The sequence below is a fragment of the uncultured Aggregatibacter sp. genome, from assembly GCF_938046485.1.
Lineage (GTDB): Bacteria > Pseudomonadota > Gammaproteobacteria > Enterobacterales > Pasteurellaceae > Aggregatibacter.
The window spans coordinates 55,206-71,805 of record NZ_CALIWN010000031.1 but is presented as its reverse complement, the minus strand read 5'-3'; the positions used below and the strand labels follow the sequence as shown (position 1 = coordinate 71,805).

Here is a 16,600-nt window from a genome sequence, read left to right as displayed (position 1 = left end):
CTGGTTAAGTGAACTGGAATTGATTAATAATTCAAACAGACTTGTTCATTTTAAATCTAAAATCTCACATTAGGAGTATTAAAAATGTTAAACGCATTAACTACTAAAGCATACGTTAAAGTTACCGAAGCAATCCGTTCTTTCAAAGAAAATAACGAAGGTGTAACTGCAATCGAGTACGGTCTAATCGCAGTAGCAATCGCAGTATTAATCGTTGCTGTATTCTACAACAAAGGCGGCTTCATCGATGCATTAAAAACTAAATTCTCAACCTTAACAACTAAAGTTAGCGGTGCTACAATCTAATTAGTAGACATATTTAGTTTATATAAAGGCCTCCTAATAGAGGCCTTTTTAATAACTTGATTTAGTGAGGAGATATTTTAACGTGAATCTTTTTTTTATAAAATTAAAAAGTATATTTAACGAATTTAAGTCTTCAGAAAAAGGGGTAACTGCGACTGAGTATGGTCTTATTGCGGTTGCCGTTGCGGCAATGATTGTTGCAACTTTTTATACGTATCCTAGTTTAGTATCAACCATTAGAAATGACCTGATAGCTGTGGCGACCATCGTGATGGGGCTGACATTCTAATAATTTCTTAAATTAGAAGATGTTGAATATTTTCAACGAAGTAATGAACACTATTTACTCACTTAAAGTAAGCGCCTGACACAATGAATTATCTAATTATTGCTTTACACATTGTCTTAGTTTGTCTCCTTCTCAGATTGAGTTATACGGATGTCCGAGACCGAGTTATCAGTAATCGTGTTGTTGCGCTATTGTTTTTTATTGTTGTTCCCCTCAGTTTATTACAATACCAATCTATTTTTCTTGTTCCAGCACTTGTAGCGCTTGTGGTCGGGTTTGTTCTTTTTATGTTGCATGTGATGGGCGCAGGTGATATAAAGCTTATAGCCGTGTTAATGCTTATGATTCCTTATGAGCAGATAATTTTCTTCTTCTTCTTTACAGCCATTGCCGGATTATTTCTTATTATTATCGGCTGGCTTTTTTACCGTAAATCAATAAAAGCGCGTGGATTGCCTTATGGGGTGGCGATTAGTCTGGGATTTCTAACGAATTTGGCATTATCAAGCGTGCCTAGTGCTTGATAATGCTTTTTATTAAAACAAAAAGGGTAAAAAAATGAACTATAGAACTCTCTTAATTATTTCATTGCTCATACTGTTTGTGGGTATAGCAGGTATTATGTTTTTGCCTAGCGGCGATGAAACACCGGCTCAGCAAGTTGCAGAGCAAGTAGAGCCAGAAAAGAAAGTTGAAGAAAAGCTAATTTTAGTTGCTCAGCTGAAACGCGATGTAAACAAAGGTCGCTTGTTACAAGCAGAGGATTATGCACTCAACGAAATGACAGTTACTGTTGATAGCCCGTTAGTCAGTAATGATGTGCGTGATTTAGCGATTAATAATAGTCTGCAAGGCTTTTTAGTTGCTGAGAACTTGGTTTCCGGCTCTTTCATATCACCGAAGACCCTTCTTTCACCAAATGACCCTGGTTTTTATACGGCAAGTTTAAATCCGAATCAGGAAGTGGCCTATCGCGTTTATATTCGACCTGAAGATGCTTATATTCTTACTACAGTAAGTGGAGGGGATTATGTGTCTGTGTTTAACCAGCAGATTGCAAGTGATTCTCGAAATTCAAACGAACGAAAAAATCTTATTAAGGTGGCGCCAAGAGTTTTAGTGTTACAGTCAAAAACGTTCCCATTACCAAAAACAGATGATGATGAAGGGAATTTGAGAAAGCCGGATGATGGTTTTGCTTCTGACATGGAATATGTCGGATTTATTGCTCTAAAAGTTACAGGCGCACAGGCAAAGAATTTTTATTCTCTAGACAAAGACTCTAAACTCGTCGTATTACCTGCTGAGAATACGTCTCAGTATATTGATTCCCGTGGCACATTCATCAGAAAATTAAGAGGTCTATAAAATGCCGACTTTGAATTCTATTTTTAGAAAAAAACACATCATTTCAGGGTTGATCTTTTGTGCTTTTGCTTCTTTTCAAGTTTCTGCGCAAACGTTTCCTATGGAAAAAGGTGCAACGCGCCTTGTTCAAACTAAAGAAAAAATAGACACCATTTTTGTTTCTTCTCCCAATGTGGCTGATTATGAAATTTTAGACGATAACACCTTTATTATTTATGCTAAAGATGAAGGGCGTGCTGAAGTGACGTCTTTTGGTGCAGATGGTCGTCCTTTGACATCAGACACTGTAAATGTGGATTCGGTTGTAAGTAGTATCAATGATACAAATAACCAACTTAAGGCTCGTTTCCCGAATTCTAACCTTTCTGTTAAGAAAGTCGGTAAAGCCTATGTGATTGAAGGTAAAGCAAAAACACAGGAAGAAAGTGATGAGGTTCACCGCATTGTTGGTGAGGCGATGGGCGGAAAAAGAAAAGTTATTGAAACTAAATTAGGTGATGAAACATTCCCATTCTTGGATAAATACAACTATGAGAATGTGGTTGATAATGCTAATGTCGGTGATGCCACACAAGTTAATGTAAAATTAACGGTTGTGGAAGTAAATAAAAAAATATCTGAAGCAATGGGGATTAATTGGGGCCATATACAAGGAACGGGACCATTAAGTGGAAATGGAAGTGCGGTCTTTGGCGGAAGCTTTGGTTTTGGTGGTGGATATACTGGTGCACAAGGTGGTTTGACCATTACTGCACCGGGACTTGCGGCCTTTATTAATGCCTTAGACGATCAATCAAACGGTAAAATTTTGGCTGAACCAAATATTTCTATGCTTTCAGGTGAGACTGCCGATATTTTAATTGGTGGGGAAGTACCATTTGTTCAGCGTGATAATAATGGCCGTGCGACAATTATATATAAAGAATTCGGTGTTAAATTATTTGTGGCTGCGAAAGTGCAGAAAAATAATCGAATTCGTTTAGTGCTTGATCAAAGCGTGAGTTCTATTGCCGGCAATTATAATTTTGGTAGTGATGGCAGTCTTCCTTATTTTAATACGAGAAAATCAAAATCTTTATTTGAAGTGGCTGATGGCGAAAGTTTCATCATTGGAGGACTGTTTAGTGCTACGGACCTTGAAGGGATTAATAAAATCCCTGTATTAGGTGATATTCCAATTCTTGGTTCGTTCTTCCGCAGCGCAACAACAAATCGAGATAAGAAAGAATTGATTATTGTGGCGACAGTGAACACTGTCAGACCGGTTGATGGGAAAGATGTCGTATATCCAACATTCGAACAAACCGGCACAATGGAGCGCTATTTCCATACAACGCCATTAAAAGATGGCTACCATAATACGTTAACAACCAATTTCTTAAAGAATAGTGGGTTCATCCAATGAGTAAGTTAACTTTTAATACATTTTTAGCATTGATTGGTGTTTCTGTATCGCTACATACTTTTGCATCAAGCGAATTAGTTCAAGATGCTTCCGTTGCACAAGCAACGCAAAATAGTGAGTTTAATCGGGTTGAGTTGATTAATCGATATCCTCTAGCAACGATTACCGAGCGTGATTATACGATTCTCTTAGATACCATTATTCGTGATATTGGTAGTAATAAAAAGAAGAAGGTAAAAATTATTTGGCACACTTCCCCTGCTAAAACGAAAGCGGAAGCGTTACATACTGATTTAGTTAAAGCCGGTATTTCTAAGAATGCTATTCAGATTGTGGGTGGAAAGTATAAAAATACAACTTATCCTCTTTATGTTGAAGTGAGCCAGTATGCTGCGAAGAAAGCAACTTGTCGAGCTCGCTATGGAGAGTCTGTATTTTGGAATCCGAATGAAACGTCTTGTGCACTAAAAAGCAATGAACGTATTCAATTAAAGTATTAAAGTAGGTATTTATATGTTATTACTGGATCAAGAAACAGTTTCGTTTGATAACGCAAGAATTATTGCTGTCGTTTCTCAACGTGAAAATATCTTAAGCGAAGTCGCTCAAGTTTTACGTACGAGAGGTTTAGAAAATATCGAAATTGTTAAACGAGATGTTTTTGTTTCTTCTGAAGGCTTGTCTTTTGCTGCGGAAAATTATGTAGGCGTGATTATTGATGCCGGGAATGAATCAAATAATAAAACAATTATTGATCATGTCTTTAGTGTTGTTCCCCAAAATGTTTGGTGTTGTGTTGTTGGTGATAGTGATTCTATTTCGTTATCTCAAAAATTATTAGGAGAAGGTGTCTTATACTTTAACTCTCACACGCAATTAATCCAGATGGCTGATAAAATTGTCTCTGGCGTCAATATTCCGAGAGTAAGAGATACTGTAAAAATTGCTATTTTAGGTTGTAAAGGTGGAATCGGTACAAGCTTAATTAGTGCTCATATTGCAAGTGAAATCGCACGAAATAAAGCGGTTCCAACCTTATTAGCTCAAGGGCTAAATGGATCTCACGATCTTGACCTTTTATTTGATAAACGTTTGTCTAATAGTATTACTGAGGGTGCCCCTCATCTTGATTTATTTGATGGTAATCTAGAGCAACTCTCTAAAGCGGTGTTAGATAAATATAACTTTATTATTTACGATCAGGCACTTTATAACGTGCATAAGGATGATTTTTCTCATTTTTTAAATGAGTACAGCAATGTTGTATTAGTTGTAGAACGAAAAATTAGTTCTTTGAGAGTAGCCAAACAGTTTTTAGATGAGTGCGAGCGTATCCGTAGTTCACAAGGAAAACCTATTAGAACATTTGTCTGTATATCAGATAGCCGCCTTGAAACCTCTAAGTTAATGGCGAAAAGTGATATTCAAGTGTTATTAGGAACGCAAATTGATGGTGTAATACCATTTATTAAAAATACCAATACAAAAACGGTATTAGATATTAATCTTGGTAAAGAGGGGAAAAAAGAAATGAACTCTTTAGCCATGAAAATTATAGGTGCCGTTTCACGTAATAGTAAATTAGGTGATAAAGAAAAGAAAAGTCTATTTTCTCAAATCCTTGAAAAACTCATTAACAAGTAGAATAGTCAAAAATGTTAACTAAAGAGCAACAGATATTTTTTAGAAGTGAAGTTTTAAGTAATCTTGATATTGAAAAGATTGATCAGCTTCAAACTGACAGAAACTTATTAGTAAATGAGTTAATTCAAATTGTTAACCGGGTTGCTAATAAAAGTTCCGTGTATATTTCGTCTGCTGATGCACTTGCCATGGCAGAAATGGTGGCGGATGAAATCGGTGGCTATGGTCCACTACGAGAATTAATGTCAGATGATACGGTAAATGATATTTTAGTTAACGGTCCTAATGATATCTGGGTGGAACGTGCAGGTATTCTTGAAAAAACAGATAAAACATTTATCAATAATGAGCAGTTGACAGATATTGCAAAACGTTTGGTTGCGCGAGTAGGTCGTCGTATTGATGATAGTAGTCCTCTGGTAGACTCTCGCTTACCGGACGGTAGCCGTTTAAATGTCGTTATTGCACCTATTGCATTAGATGGTACGTCTATTTCTATTCGTAAATTCAGTAAGAATAAAAAGAGTTTACAGGAGTTGGTAAGCTTTGGTTCCATGACGCGTGATATGGCGAACTTTTTAATTATAGCAGCAAGATCTCGTGTCAATATCATCGTATCGGGGGGGACAGGTTCAGGTAAAACAACGTTATTAAATGCGTTATCTAACTATATTTCTCATACTGAGCGGGTTATTACCCTTGAGGATACGGCAGAGCTACGTTTAGAGCAACCTCATGTTGTACGTCTAGAAACACGTTTAGCCGGGGTGGAGCATACCGGTGAGGTGAGTATGCAGGATTTGGTGATTAATGCTTTGCGTATGCGGCCTGAACGTATCATTGTAGGGGAATGTCGTGGTGGAGAAGCATTCCAAATGTTGCAAGCAATGAATACCGGTCATGATGGCTCAATGTCTACTCTGCATGCGAATAGCCCGAGAGACGCAATATCACGTCTAGAAAGTATGGTAATGATGTCGAGTGCGGCATTACCTTTAGAGGCTATTCGGAGAAATATTTCATCTGCGGTAAATGTTATTGTGCAAGCTTCCCGACTCAATGATGGTTCAAGAAAAATTATGAACATCACAGAAGTGATGGGAATGGAAAATGGACAGGTTGTTCTACAGGATATTTTTAGTTATAAGGCAAGTAGATACCGTGATGCGAATGGGAAAATTATGGGTGAGTTTATCAATCATGGATTATTAAGTCGCTCTGTTGTTTTCCAAAATGCACAGGTGTTTAATCTTAGCAATGAATTGCAAAGTATTTTTGGAGAAGTGAACTAATGTCTTTACTTTATTATATTCTTTTAGCCTTCGGTGGATTGTTAGTCATTTATGTATTGACCAGTTGGTTTGTGACTAAGAAAAAAATTAATGAATATAATAGTACAGAGAACAAATTAGAAACCTTTGCTCAAGGTATTAAGTCTAAGTTGTCGCTATGGTTATTCTATTTTTCAGGTGGGCAACGAAAGAATATTCTGCGGAATAGTGTAATTAGCGTCTTATCATTCTTAGCTTTTTTTGCAATTAATGTGAGTTATATTCATATTGATAGACTAACCTTTAGTATTATTTTTGTTTTTGCTTTTGTTATGTTTATATGGAAGTTAGGCCAACGACGTAATAGAAAAGTATTTAATAATGTATTCCCAGAGGTTATTCAGATTTTGATAGCAGCATCTTCTTCCGGTGCAGGGTTATTACAAGGGCTGGAACGTTGTGGACAAGAATTGACAGGGCAGTTAGGTGCTGAGTTCAGAAATATTCATAGACGTTTGGCTATCGGTGAGGATCCAATCGCTGTTTTTGATGAGAGTTATACACGTTATCCATATAAAGAATTTTACTTTTTTATTACGATTATCCGGACCAATCTGAGTAAAGGGGGACAGATAAAAGAGGTTATATCAAGATTAGGACGCGTTATTGCCGATAGTACTAAGATGGAAAAAAAGAAAAAAGCAATGACATCGGAAGCAAGAATGTCAGCAATGATTGTGGCTTGTTTCCCTATTGGGTTCTTTATTTTCATGAAATTTACAATGCCGGAGAATTTTGAGTTTATTACCACCGATCCTACAGGGCGATATATATTATATTATGTGTTTGGTAGTGTTGCGTTTGGTATGTTGATTATTTGGGGATTAATGAGGAAGTCAACATGACAGTAAAATTACTTCTAATTTACCTATTAGTTATTGCGTTTTCTCTTGTTCTACTATTTATATCAATTTCGGGTGGTAAGAACCTTCGTCGTAATGAAGATATTCTGGCCGGTAGATTCTCTGAAGCTAATGAGTCTGATGCAGCGAATAAAAATAAGACAAAGCAGCAAATTGAACTTGAATTGTTATTAATTAATAATAATCCTTTATTAAAGGTTTTGGGAATTATTGATAAGAATATTAAGCTAAAATTAGCGATTATGACTTTAGTATTCTTTGTATATTACTTGTTTTTTGGTCGAGATGCTGAGGGTTTTTCCCTAATTATTAGTTGTTTATTGATTTTTATTGGCATTATCGTTGTTCCTGGATTTCTTACCGGTTTTGTCTTAAAATCCAAAACTAAAAAAATAATGAATGATTTAACCAGTTTTATTGATCTTGTTGCAGTTAATGTGCAAACAGGGGTGAGTATTGAAGCGGCATTAAAACAGGTTGCAACAGATTTTAAAAAGCTAAATCCGGATTTATCTTATGTTATGTTGAGAGTCATTCGAAAATCTGAGCTGACAGGTATGTCGCAGGCACTACAAGATTTGGCAATTTCATTACCGACTACTGAAATCAGAATGTTTTGTACAGTAATGCAACAAAGTTTAAATTTTGGTTCGTCTATCTATGATCAGCTCATCCAGCTTTCTAGTGATATTCGAGAGTTACAGTTATTAACGATAGAAGAAAAACTAGGGACTCTTTCTGCTAAAATGAGCGTTCCGTTGATTCTTTTTATCATGTTCCCGATTATTATATTAATTTTAGCTCCTGGCGTATTGAGGGTATTTCCAAATGTCTTTTAAACTTATCAAAAAAACTTTATTTTGTAGTGTTTTATTGTCTATTAGTGCTTGTTCATCTATGTTTGAGGGTGGCTCCACCGATGATGCTGGAGTTTACACAGATGATGAAAGCATTACAACTAAAGAAACCTTGTATCAAAATACGCGAAATTATGATGCGTTGATTTCAATGTATCGTAGTATTCTAAAAAATGAAGATGATTTATTAACACGTTATAAATTATCTGAAGCTTACTACAAGAAAGGAGATAGTAGTTCATCTTTATTGTATTTGCAGCCTATCTTAAGTTCCGGCGGTTCTTTGGCTGAAAAGGCAAAGATTTTGCAGGCTAAGAATCTCAATATGCTAAAACGCTATAGAGAAGCATTGGATGTTGAAAATGCGGTGTTATCATCCTCTCCAACGAATGGTGAAGTTTATAATTTACGCGGTGTGACTTATGCGCATTTAAATGATTTAAATAGCGCAAGAGAGAATTTTGATAAAGCTCGCGAGTATTTTCTGAATGATGTTATTGCAATTAATAACTTAGCAATGTTAAGCATTATTAATGGTGATTATCGTAATGCAATTTCTTTATTATTGCCGCAATATTTGAATGGTATTAGAGAGCAACGTTTGGTTCATAATTTAGTTTTTGCTTTAGTGAAGAACAATGAACTTGATTATGCGAAAGATATTATCCTGAAAGAAAATTTGAATACCTCACCAGATTCGTTAATTGATGCACTTAGAAAAACAGAACGCATTTCAGATTATATTGCAAAATAATTTTCAGGAACGTTGATATGAAACTAAAGAAGTTTGTATTAGGTAATAGAGGTGCAGCCCCTGTTGAGTTCGTGTTAACAATTGCTTTTTATTTCCTTGCCGTATGTTTGATTCTAGAGTTCTGTCGGATTGCTATTACAACAAGCTATTGGGATTTGGCAGTGACTGAAAGTGTTAGAATTTCAAAGAATGAATATGATGGTAAAGGCAGTTATCTGAATGTCTTTAAAAATAATCTTCAGAAGCAACTTAACGCACAAGAGAAGTCAACATTAGGAAATTTCCTTCAGTTAGATAAAAATAACGGTTATGATGTTGATGTCAAATATGTTAATTGTTCTCAAGGGAAATCTTGTATCAATGCGTTGCTAAATAAAGACTTCAAAAAAATTCCATCATCGAGTGGAGCAACACAATATGATACAGATGGGAAAGGTTCGACATTAGCTTATTATACGGTCGTGTATAAGTATAAGTTTTTGGTTCCGGTGCCCTTTGTTCCGAATTCTTTAGTTCAACATGTTTTAACCAGAGAATTTGTTATGGTGCAGGAATGGCAACGTTCTCAATTTCCTGTTACGCCTTAATCATCCAGAGAGTTGGCTAGGTTTGTTTGCGACAAAATTATGGTAGACGGTATGAATAATAATTTTTTAAATCGAGTGAGTTCTTTTAGACAAAGTAAAAAAGGCTCAGTGACGATTGAATTTGCGCTTACGCTGATGATTTTAGTTATTGTTTTTGCGTTCCTAGCCGATTTAGTCGTTCAGCGTTCGACCCAAGCAAAGTTAGATAATACTTCTCTATCTTTAGTGAGTATATTACGTGAAAGGGTTCAATTGTATAGTGACAACGGTAACGCAGTATTAACGGATGGTACAAAAGGTGCTGCCGGCGGTTTTAGCGTTGTTGGTAGCAGTGATGGTGATTTGAACCAATATATTCAGTTAGCAAACTTGATGTTATTTGGCGATCGAAATGCGAACAAAGCAAAAGTGACTTTGGAACGTTTTTCTCCTGACTCAAAGCAATATGATAAAGTGAGTAATTCGTCCGCTTGTGAGCCATATAAACCATTGAATACATTAGAGCATCTTTCTCCTCGTTCAGAAACGAATAATTTACGGAAGATCCCTCTTTATCAAGTTACATTGTGCGTAGAAGTGAATAGCTTTTTTCAGAGCATGATTGCGCAAAAGGGAACGGTTTCTAACGGTTTTCTACGTTCTTCAACATTTGCACCGGCTCGGGCGAAATAGTTGTTAGAGTATAATCCCAGCTTGATAAACCACTTGTCTTATATACTGCACTAAGATTAGGCATATTGTCCTAGTATGGTGCAGTTTCTTTATGGTAACTTAGCACCGGCAAATGCTTTATTGTTGCTGATTCGTTAAGGAAATTTCTGATAATTCCTCGTCGATACCAAAAAATTTGAACTGAAAAACGCAATAGTATTCAAATAAAGGAAAAGTTATGTCATTGGATTTAAGTGAAATTCGACAGCAGATTACCCAAATTGACCGCAGTTTATTAAAGTTACTTTCCGAGCGTCATCGTCTTGCGTTTGATGTGGCGCGTAGTAAAGAAATGACACAGAAGCCATTACGTGATGTGGTGCGTGAAGAACAGCTGTTACAAGAGTTAGTGCAATTTTCTGAAAATGAAAATTATCAACTTGAGCCACAATATATTACTGCAATTTTCCAAAAAATTATTGAAGATTCGGTGCTGACGCAACAAGTTTATTTACAGAAAAAGTTGAATTCACAACGCGAGGAGAACATCCACATTGCCTTTCTCGGCAAGCGAGGATCTTATTCTCATTTGGCAGCACGAAATTATGCCACTCGATACCAAGAAGAATTGGTGGAAATAAGTTGTGCCAGTTTTGATCAGGTTTTTGCTAAAGTGCAAAACGGTGAAGCAGATTATGGTGTTCTCCCATTGGAAAATACCACATCCGGCACGATTAACGAAGTTTATGATCTGTTGCAACACACTGATTTGTCTTTGGTGGGGGAATTGGCTTATCCTATTCAGCACTGCGTTTTAGTCAATGGGCAGCATGAGTTAAGTCAAATTGATACCCTATATAGCCATCCTCAGGTGATTCAGCAATGTAGTCAATTTATCCATGGTTTAGATCGCGTACATATTGAATATTGTGAAAGCAGTTCTCATGCTATGCAGTTGGTTGCCGGATTGAACAAACCCAATATTGCCGCCTTGGGCAGCGAAGAAGGGGGAAAGTTATACGGTTTGACTGTGCTGAAACGCAATATTGCCAACCAAGAAAACAATATCACTCGCTTTATTGTTATCGCGAAAGAATCGCATAATGTTTCGCCACAAATTCATACAAAAACACTCTTGTTAATGAGTACGGGGCAGCAGGCTGGTGCTTTGGTGGAGGCGTTGTGGGTGTTTAAAAAACACAATATCAACATGACAAAATTAGCTTCCCGTCCGATTTATGGGAAACCATGGCAGGAAATGTTTTATTTGGAAATTGAGGCGAATATTCATCATCCTGACACGCAGGCTGCATTGGAAGAATTAAAACAAGTTAGCCACCAGTTGAAAATTTTAGGATGTTATCCAAGTGAAATTGTCACACCCACTAAAATTTTACCTGACTCCCAATAATGTGATGGCATAACACAATCAAAAGTGCGGTCGAAATTTTAACTGTTTATATGGATTAAGCTAAATTGTTCAAAGCCAAGCGCATGAAGACATTCTGATAAGTCGTCTTCAATGATAAATGGCTTTGTATAAAACACTTGAGAAATCATATGATTTTTTGACCGCACTTTGACTTCATTTAGTAAAAAGGCTATTCGTTTAGCGATTGCTTCCCCTGAATCAATGAAATGGCTCACTTGTGGTAAGCATTGCTGAATTTCCGATTTTATGAGCGGAAAATGTGTACAACCCAGCACAATCGCATCTAAATCGGGCATCATTATCCATTCGCTTAACTCCGTTCTTATTTCATTTAAATCAATAGGATAACCACGTAATTTACGTTCTGCTAGTTCGACAAGTTTGGTGCTGCCGATTTTTTCAACTCGACAAGATTGTGCATATTTTTCAATTAAATGATCGATATATTCTCGTTTAACAGTTCCTTTTGTGGCTAATAAACCAATATGCTTTGTCGAAGAGTATTCTGCTGCTGGCTTAATGGCGGGAACCGTGCCAACAATGGGAATAGAGAAATGTTGGCGTAATGAGGGTAATACGATGGTACTGGCCGTATTACAAGCAATAACAATGAGATCTAAGGCATATAAGCGATCAAGGTGCGTGCAAATTTTATTCACACGCTCAATAATGAGTGCTTCCGATTTTTCAGAATAGGGGAAAAATGCATTATCAAAACAATAGAGATAATGACAATCTGGGAGTCGTTTTTGGACTTCTTGGTAAACGCTTAACCCTCCGACGCCGGAATCAAAAAAGAGGATTCTAGGTTTGGATAACGCTGTCATAATTCACCTGTCAAATCAGCTTTTGTCTCTTAATACGTTGTTTCAAAATATGTCCATCATCTCAGCATTAAACATTACCGTAAATCTCTCGATTATTCAGCCAGCGGCGAATGAGCAAGTCTGCCTGCTGCGGATATTTTTGTACTAATTGTTTAGCATAAAATTGGACGGTTGGGAGCATTTTACGATCACGCATGAGGTTTGCCACTTTGAATTCGGTTATGCCGGTTTGTTTCGTACCAAGCATTTCACCCGGGCCACGAATTTCTAAATCTTTTTCCGAAATCACAAAGCCATCTTGCGTGTCACGCATGACCTGCAGACGTTTCTGCGAAATTTTGCCAAGTGGCGGTTTATACATCAAGACACAAAAAGAGGCAGTACTTCCTCGCCCCACACGTCCGCGAAGCTGATGAAGCTGGGAAAGTCCTAAACGCTCAGCATTTTCAATGATCATTAAACTGGCATTTGGCACATCCACGCCCACCTCAATTACCGTGGTGGCAACTAACAAATCTAGCTCGGCAAGCTTGAATTTCTCCATGACAGCTTGTTTTTCACTGGGTTTCATTCGCCCATGGACTAAGCCAATACGCAAGTGCGGTAAGATTTTATGGAGATCTTCTGCGACAGCTTCTGCTGCCTGCGCTTCTAGCACTTCCGATTCATCAATTAGGGTGCAAACCCAATAAGCCTGCCGTTTTTCTTGTGTACAGGCCACATTGACCCGTTCGATAATTTCTGCGCGACGCTCTTCAGAGATAGCAATCGTCGTAATGGGTGTACGCCCCGGCGGCAGTTCGTCAATAATTGAGGTGTCCAAATCGGCATATACGGTCATGGCTAATGTGCGAGGAATCGGTGTGGCAGTCATAATAAGTTGGTGAGGATAAACGCCTGCTTGGTTACCTTTTTCACGCAACATTAAACGTTGGTGTACGCCAAAACGATGTTGCTCATCCACAATCACCAAACTCAGATGATGAAATTCGACTTCATCTTGGAATAGGGCGTGTGTCCCGACCACCATTTGAACTTCACCGTTTTTTATTTTTTCCAACTCGGCAATACGTTGCTTTCCTTTGACTTTTCCTGCCAACCAACCGACTTGAATACCAAGCGGCTCAAACCAGCGACGGAAATTCGTGGCATGCTGTTCCGCCAAAATCTCCGTTGGCGCCATCAATGCCACTTGTTTGCCATTATCAATGGCCGTCAACGCCGCCAGTGCCGCGACCAATGTTTTACCGGATCCTACATCGCCTTGTACCAAGCGCATCATGGGATAATTTTGTTGTAAATCCTGTTCAATCTCTTGGGTAACACGTAATTGCGCATGGGTCGGTGTGAAAGGTAATTGTGCTAAAAAGCGTTGTTTTAAATCTGATTGTGCACACAAGGGTTCCGCAAAATTCTCCTGAATTCCTGACCGCACTTTTTGCATCGCGAGATTGTATGCCAGCAATTCTTCAAAAATTAGACGCTGTTGTGCAGGGTGTTTACCTTCTTCCAATATCGCCAAAGAAACATCCGGCGACGGATTGTGTAAAAACTGAATTGCCGATTTCAAATCAAAAGGGTGCGGATTAAACTCTGCAGGCAACAACTCAGCCAAAGGCGTTTTCTCTAAGACCAACAAAGCTTGCGTAATTAATTTACGCAACGACGTTTGTTTTAATCCTTCTGTAGCAGGATAAATAGGCGTTAGCGTTTCCGCCAAAACGAGGGGTTTATTGTCATGAATAATTTGATATTCCGGATGATGAATCTCCGCCATAAAACGCCCACGGCGTACTTCGCCAAAGGCTTTCACGCGAGCACCTGGCTGTAAGCTATTTTTCATGCCGGCATTAAAATTGAAAAAACGTAATGCTAACTTGGATGTACCATCGGAAAGGTAAACCATCAGCATGGGGCGACGACCAAATTGCACTTCTGCGCTCTGAACTACGCCCTCGATGGTGGCATATTGCTCGGGACGAAGATCAACAATGGGCGTAATTCGGGTACGATCTTCATAACGTAGAGGGAGATGAAAGAGAAGGTCTTGCAGATTGAAAATGCCCAACTTACCTAATTTTTCTGCAATTGCAGCGCCGACACCGGAGATGGCGGTGAGTGGAATGGCATCTAATAATTGGGCGTGCATTATTGGTTTATATTACGTTCAATGTGAATCAGTTCAGGCATTTGCTTGATTTTACGGATAATATTTGCCAAATGTTTATTATCTTTTACTGTTAATAAGACGATGATTTGATATAAACGCCCCTCTTGCTCTTCTGTCCAAATGCTTTGAATATTGCTGTCCATGGAGGAGATCGTGGACATCAAATGTGGTAAAGTGCCTTGCTGATTGATCATCTCAATACGTAGTTCCGTCTCAAATTCAATTTGAGTATCACTTTTCTCCCAATCCACAGGCATATAATGTTTAGGATTGTCTTTACGATCTTTGAGATTTGAGCAAGCTTCATGATGAATCACTAAACCTTTCCCCGGACTCGCGTAAGCAATAATCGGATCACCCGGGACCGGATGGCAACACTGCGCAAAAGTAGTCAATAAACCACCATTGGCAGTAATTTCTAATGGCGTCGCATTATTATCCGGATTACCATCCGTATCAATTTCGATCGATTCTCCCAACAAACGATGGGCAATCACCGTACTCATTTGATTGCCCAAACCGATTTCCATAAAGACATCGTTCAGGCTGGTGAGTTTGAGATCCGCTAATACCTGTTGAATAAATTCCGGATTAAGTTCTTCCAGTTTTAACGGACTTAAGGCGTGTGCCAATTGACGCTTGCCCGACTCAATTGCTTCATCACGGCGTAAATCTTTTAAGGCATGGCGGATACTGGAACGGGCTTTAGCGGTAACGACAAAATTTAACCAAGCCACATTTGGACGTGCATTTGGTGAGGTTAAAATATCAATGGTCTGTCCAGACTCTAAAGGTTGGGATAATGGATACGGCTTGCGATCCACGTTTGCAGCTACACAATTTTTACCTATATCCGTGTGTACTGCGTAGGCAAAATCGACCGGTGTTGCGCCTTTCGGCAATTCAACAATGCGTCCTTTCGGTGTAAAAACATAAATTTCTTTCGGGAAGAATTCGGATTTTACACTTTCAATAAATTCAAACGAGTTCCCCGCACTTTGTTGCAGCTCCACCAAACTTTGCAGCCAACGTTGTGCACGAATTTGCGCTGGCGTACTGTCATTTCTTCCGCCTTGTTTATACGCCCAATGTGCTGCCACACCCATTTCTGCCATTTGATCCATTTCTTCTGTGCGAATCTGCACTTCAACAGGCACACCATGTGGACCGATCATCGATGTATGTAAAGACTGATAGCCATTGGCTTTTGGCACGGCAATATAATCTTTAACCCGCCCCGGGCGTGGTTTATACAGGCTGTGCATTTGTCCCAAGACGCGATAGCAGGTATCCACGTTCTCTACAACGGTGCGGAATGCATAAATATCCATAATGGAATGAAACTGCTGATCTTTTAAGCGCATTTTTTGGTAGATGGCATAGAGATGTTTCTCGCGTCCAAATACGCGTGCTTGAATGCCCACATCGTCTAATCGACCTTTAATTTCGGCAGAAATACGCTCAATCATATCTTTACGATTGCCGCGTGCGATTTGCACAACCTTTTGCAGCACGGCATAACGTTGCGGATGCATGGCTTCAAAGCCAAGATCTTCCAGTTCATTTTTAATATGTTCAATGCCTAAACGATGAGCAAGCGGAGCGTAAATTTCAAGGGTTTCTTTGGCGATACGACGACGTTTATCAGGACGTAATGCGCTAAGTGTGCGCATATTATGGGTACGGTCGGCAAGTTTAATAAGAACAACGCGAATGTCCTTGGTCATTGCCAAGATCATCTTACGGAAGTTCGCCACTTCCGCTTCTTGGCGCGTTCTGAATTTGAGTTTGTCTAACTTAGAGACGCCTTCCACGATTTCCGCGACACTGGCGCCGAATTCCTCTTTCAACTGTTCTTCGGTATAAGGCGTATCTTCAATGACATCATGTAATAAAGCTGCCATAACCGCCTCATGATCCAAACGCATTTCGGCAATAATAGAGGCGACAGCAACAGGGTGGGTGATATAAGGTTCGCCGCTTGAGCGAGACTGTCCTTCGTGCGCATCGCGAGCAATCACAAATGCACGTTTAACTAATTCAATTTGTTCAGGCGGTAAGTATTCCTGAATAATATGATTTAACCCTTCGAATAGATACAAAACACACCCAACCG

The 16,600-nt window shown here is 38.6% G+C and carries 17 protein-coding genes; 14 read left to right on the top strand and 3 right to left on the bottom strand.

Annotated elements, in window-relative coordinates; all coding sequences use genetic code 11:
- The first annotated feature begins 84 nt into the window (after positions 1-84).
- From Q0203_RS04000 to pheA, 14 genes are all read left to right on the top strand, one after another.
- Positions 85-306: a Flp family type IVb pilin gene (locus Q0203_RS04000; protein WP_297929725.1), complete on the top strand. Its 222-nt coding sequence runs from the start codon at positions 85-87 to the stop codon at positions 304-306.
- An 82-nt stretch (positions 307-388) separates the two neighbouring features.
- Positions 389-595, top strand: coding sequence for a Flp family type IVb pilin (locus Q0203_RS03995; protein WP_297929723.1), 207 nt, complete (start codon positions 389-391; stop codon positions 593-595).
- 83 nt (positions 596-678) lie between these two features.
- Entirely contained in the window at positions 679-1,119 is a 441-nt protein-coding gene (locus tag Q0203_RS03990; protein ID WP_297929721.1) for a prepilin peptidase, read from the top strand.
- A gap of 34 nt (positions 1,120-1,153) precedes the next feature.
- Entirely contained in the window at positions 1,154-1,963 is an 810-nt protein-coding gene (locus Q0203_RS03985; protein WP_297929719.1) for a flp operon protein C, read from the top strand.
- A gap of 1 nt (position 1,964) precedes the next feature.
- Positions 1,965-3,368, top strand: coding sequence for a type II and III secretion system protein family protein (locus Q0203_RS03980; RefSeq protein WP_297929718.1), 1,404 nt, complete (start codon positions 1,965-1,967; stop codon positions 3,366-3,368).
- On the top strand, positions 3,365-3,868 hold the full coding sequence (locus Q0203_RS03975; protein ID WP_295975742.1) for an RcpB protein: 504 nt from the start codon (positions 3,365-3,367) through the stop codon (positions 3,866-3,868). The genes Q0203_RS03980 and Q0203_RS03975 overlap by 4 nt, the downstream gene beginning before the upstream one ends.
- Before the next feature lie 13 nt (positions 3,869-3,881).
- On the top strand, positions 3,882-5,012 hold the full coding sequence (locus Q0203_RS03970; protein WP_297929716.1) for a pilus assembly protein: 1,131 nt from the start codon (positions 3,882-3,884) through the stop codon (positions 5,010-5,012).
- Positions 5,013-5,023: 11 nt separating this feature from the next.
- On the top strand, positions 5,024-6,304 hold the full coding sequence (locus Q0203_RS03965; RefSeq protein ID WP_297929715.1) for a CpaF family protein: 1,281 nt from the start codon (positions 5,024-5,026) through the stop codon (positions 6,302-6,304).
- Entirely contained in the window at positions 6,304-7,188 is an 885-nt protein-coding gene (locus Q0203_RS03960) for a type II secretion system F family protein (RefSeq protein ID WP_297929713.1), read from the top strand. Before Q0203_RS03965 ends, Q0203_RS03960 begins: the two co-directional genes overlap by 1 nt.
- Positions 7,185-8,045 carry a type II secretion system F family protein gene (locus tag Q0203_RS03955; RefSeq protein ID WP_297929711.1) on the top strand — a complete coding sequence of 287 codons (861 nt, stop codon included), beginning with the start codon at positions 7,185-7,187 and terminating at the stop codon, positions 8,043-8,045. The genes Q0203_RS03960 and Q0203_RS03955 overlap by 4 nt, the downstream gene beginning before the upstream one ends.
- Positions 8,035-8,817 carry a tetratricopeptide repeat protein gene (locus tag Q0203_RS03950; protein WP_297929709.1) on the top strand — a complete coding sequence of 261 codons (783 nt, stop codon included), beginning with the start codon at positions 8,035-8,037 and terminating at the stop codon, positions 8,815-8,817. The genes Q0203_RS03955 and Q0203_RS03950 overlap by 11 nt, the downstream gene beginning before the upstream one ends.
- A gap of 17 nt (positions 8,818-8,834) precedes the next feature.
- Positions 8,835-9,404, top strand: a complete 570-nt coding sequence (locus Q0203_RS03945) for a TadE family protein (RefSeq protein WP_295975756.1) — start codon at positions 8,835-8,837, stop codon at positions 9,402-9,404.
- A 51-nt stretch (positions 9,405-9,455) separates the two neighbouring features.
- Positions 9,456-10,076, top strand: a complete 621-nt coding sequence (gene tadF, locus Q0203_RS03940; protein WP_295975759.1) for a tight adherence pilus pseudopilin TadF — start codon at positions 9,456-9,458, stop codon at positions 10,074-10,076.
- Between the two features lie 217 nt (positions 10,077-10,293).
- Positions 10,294-11,466 carry a prephenate dehydratase gene (gene pheA / locus Q0203_RS03935; protein WP_297929707.1) on the top strand — a complete coding sequence of 391 codons (1,173 nt, stop codon included), beginning with the start codon at positions 10,294-10,296 and terminating at the stop codon, positions 11,464-11,466.
- 38 nt (positions 11,467-11,504) lie between these two features.
- Here pheA and murI read toward each other — a convergent pair whose 3' ends face one another.
- The 3 genes from murI to spoT all read right to left on the bottom strand — a co-directional run bounded on the left by murI (position 11,505) and on the right by spoT (position 16,586).
- Positions 11,505-12,314 carry a glutamate racemase gene (gene murI / locus Q0203_RS03930; RefSeq protein ID WP_297929704.1) on the bottom strand — a complete coding sequence of 270 codons (810 nt, stop codon included), beginning with the start codon at positions 12,312-12,314 and terminating at the stop codon, positions 11,505-11,507.
- Positions 12,315-12,381: 67 nt separating this feature from the next.
- A complete protein-coding gene (gene recG / locus Q0203_RS03925; protein WP_297929703.1) occupies positions 12,382-14,463 on the bottom strand; it encodes an ATP-dependent DNA helicase RecG in 2,082 nt (693 codons plus the stop codon).
- On the bottom strand, positions 14,463-16,586 hold the full coding sequence (spoT, locus tag Q0203_RS03920; RefSeq protein WP_021615633.1) for a bifunctional GTP diphosphokinase/guanosine-3',5'-bis pyrophosphate 3'-pyrophosphohydrolase: 2,124 nt from the start codon (positions 16,584-16,586) through the stop codon (positions 14,463-14,465). Before spoT ends, recG begins: the two co-directional genes overlap by 1 nt.
- Between the last annotated feature and the right edge of the window lie 14 nt (positions 16,587-16,600).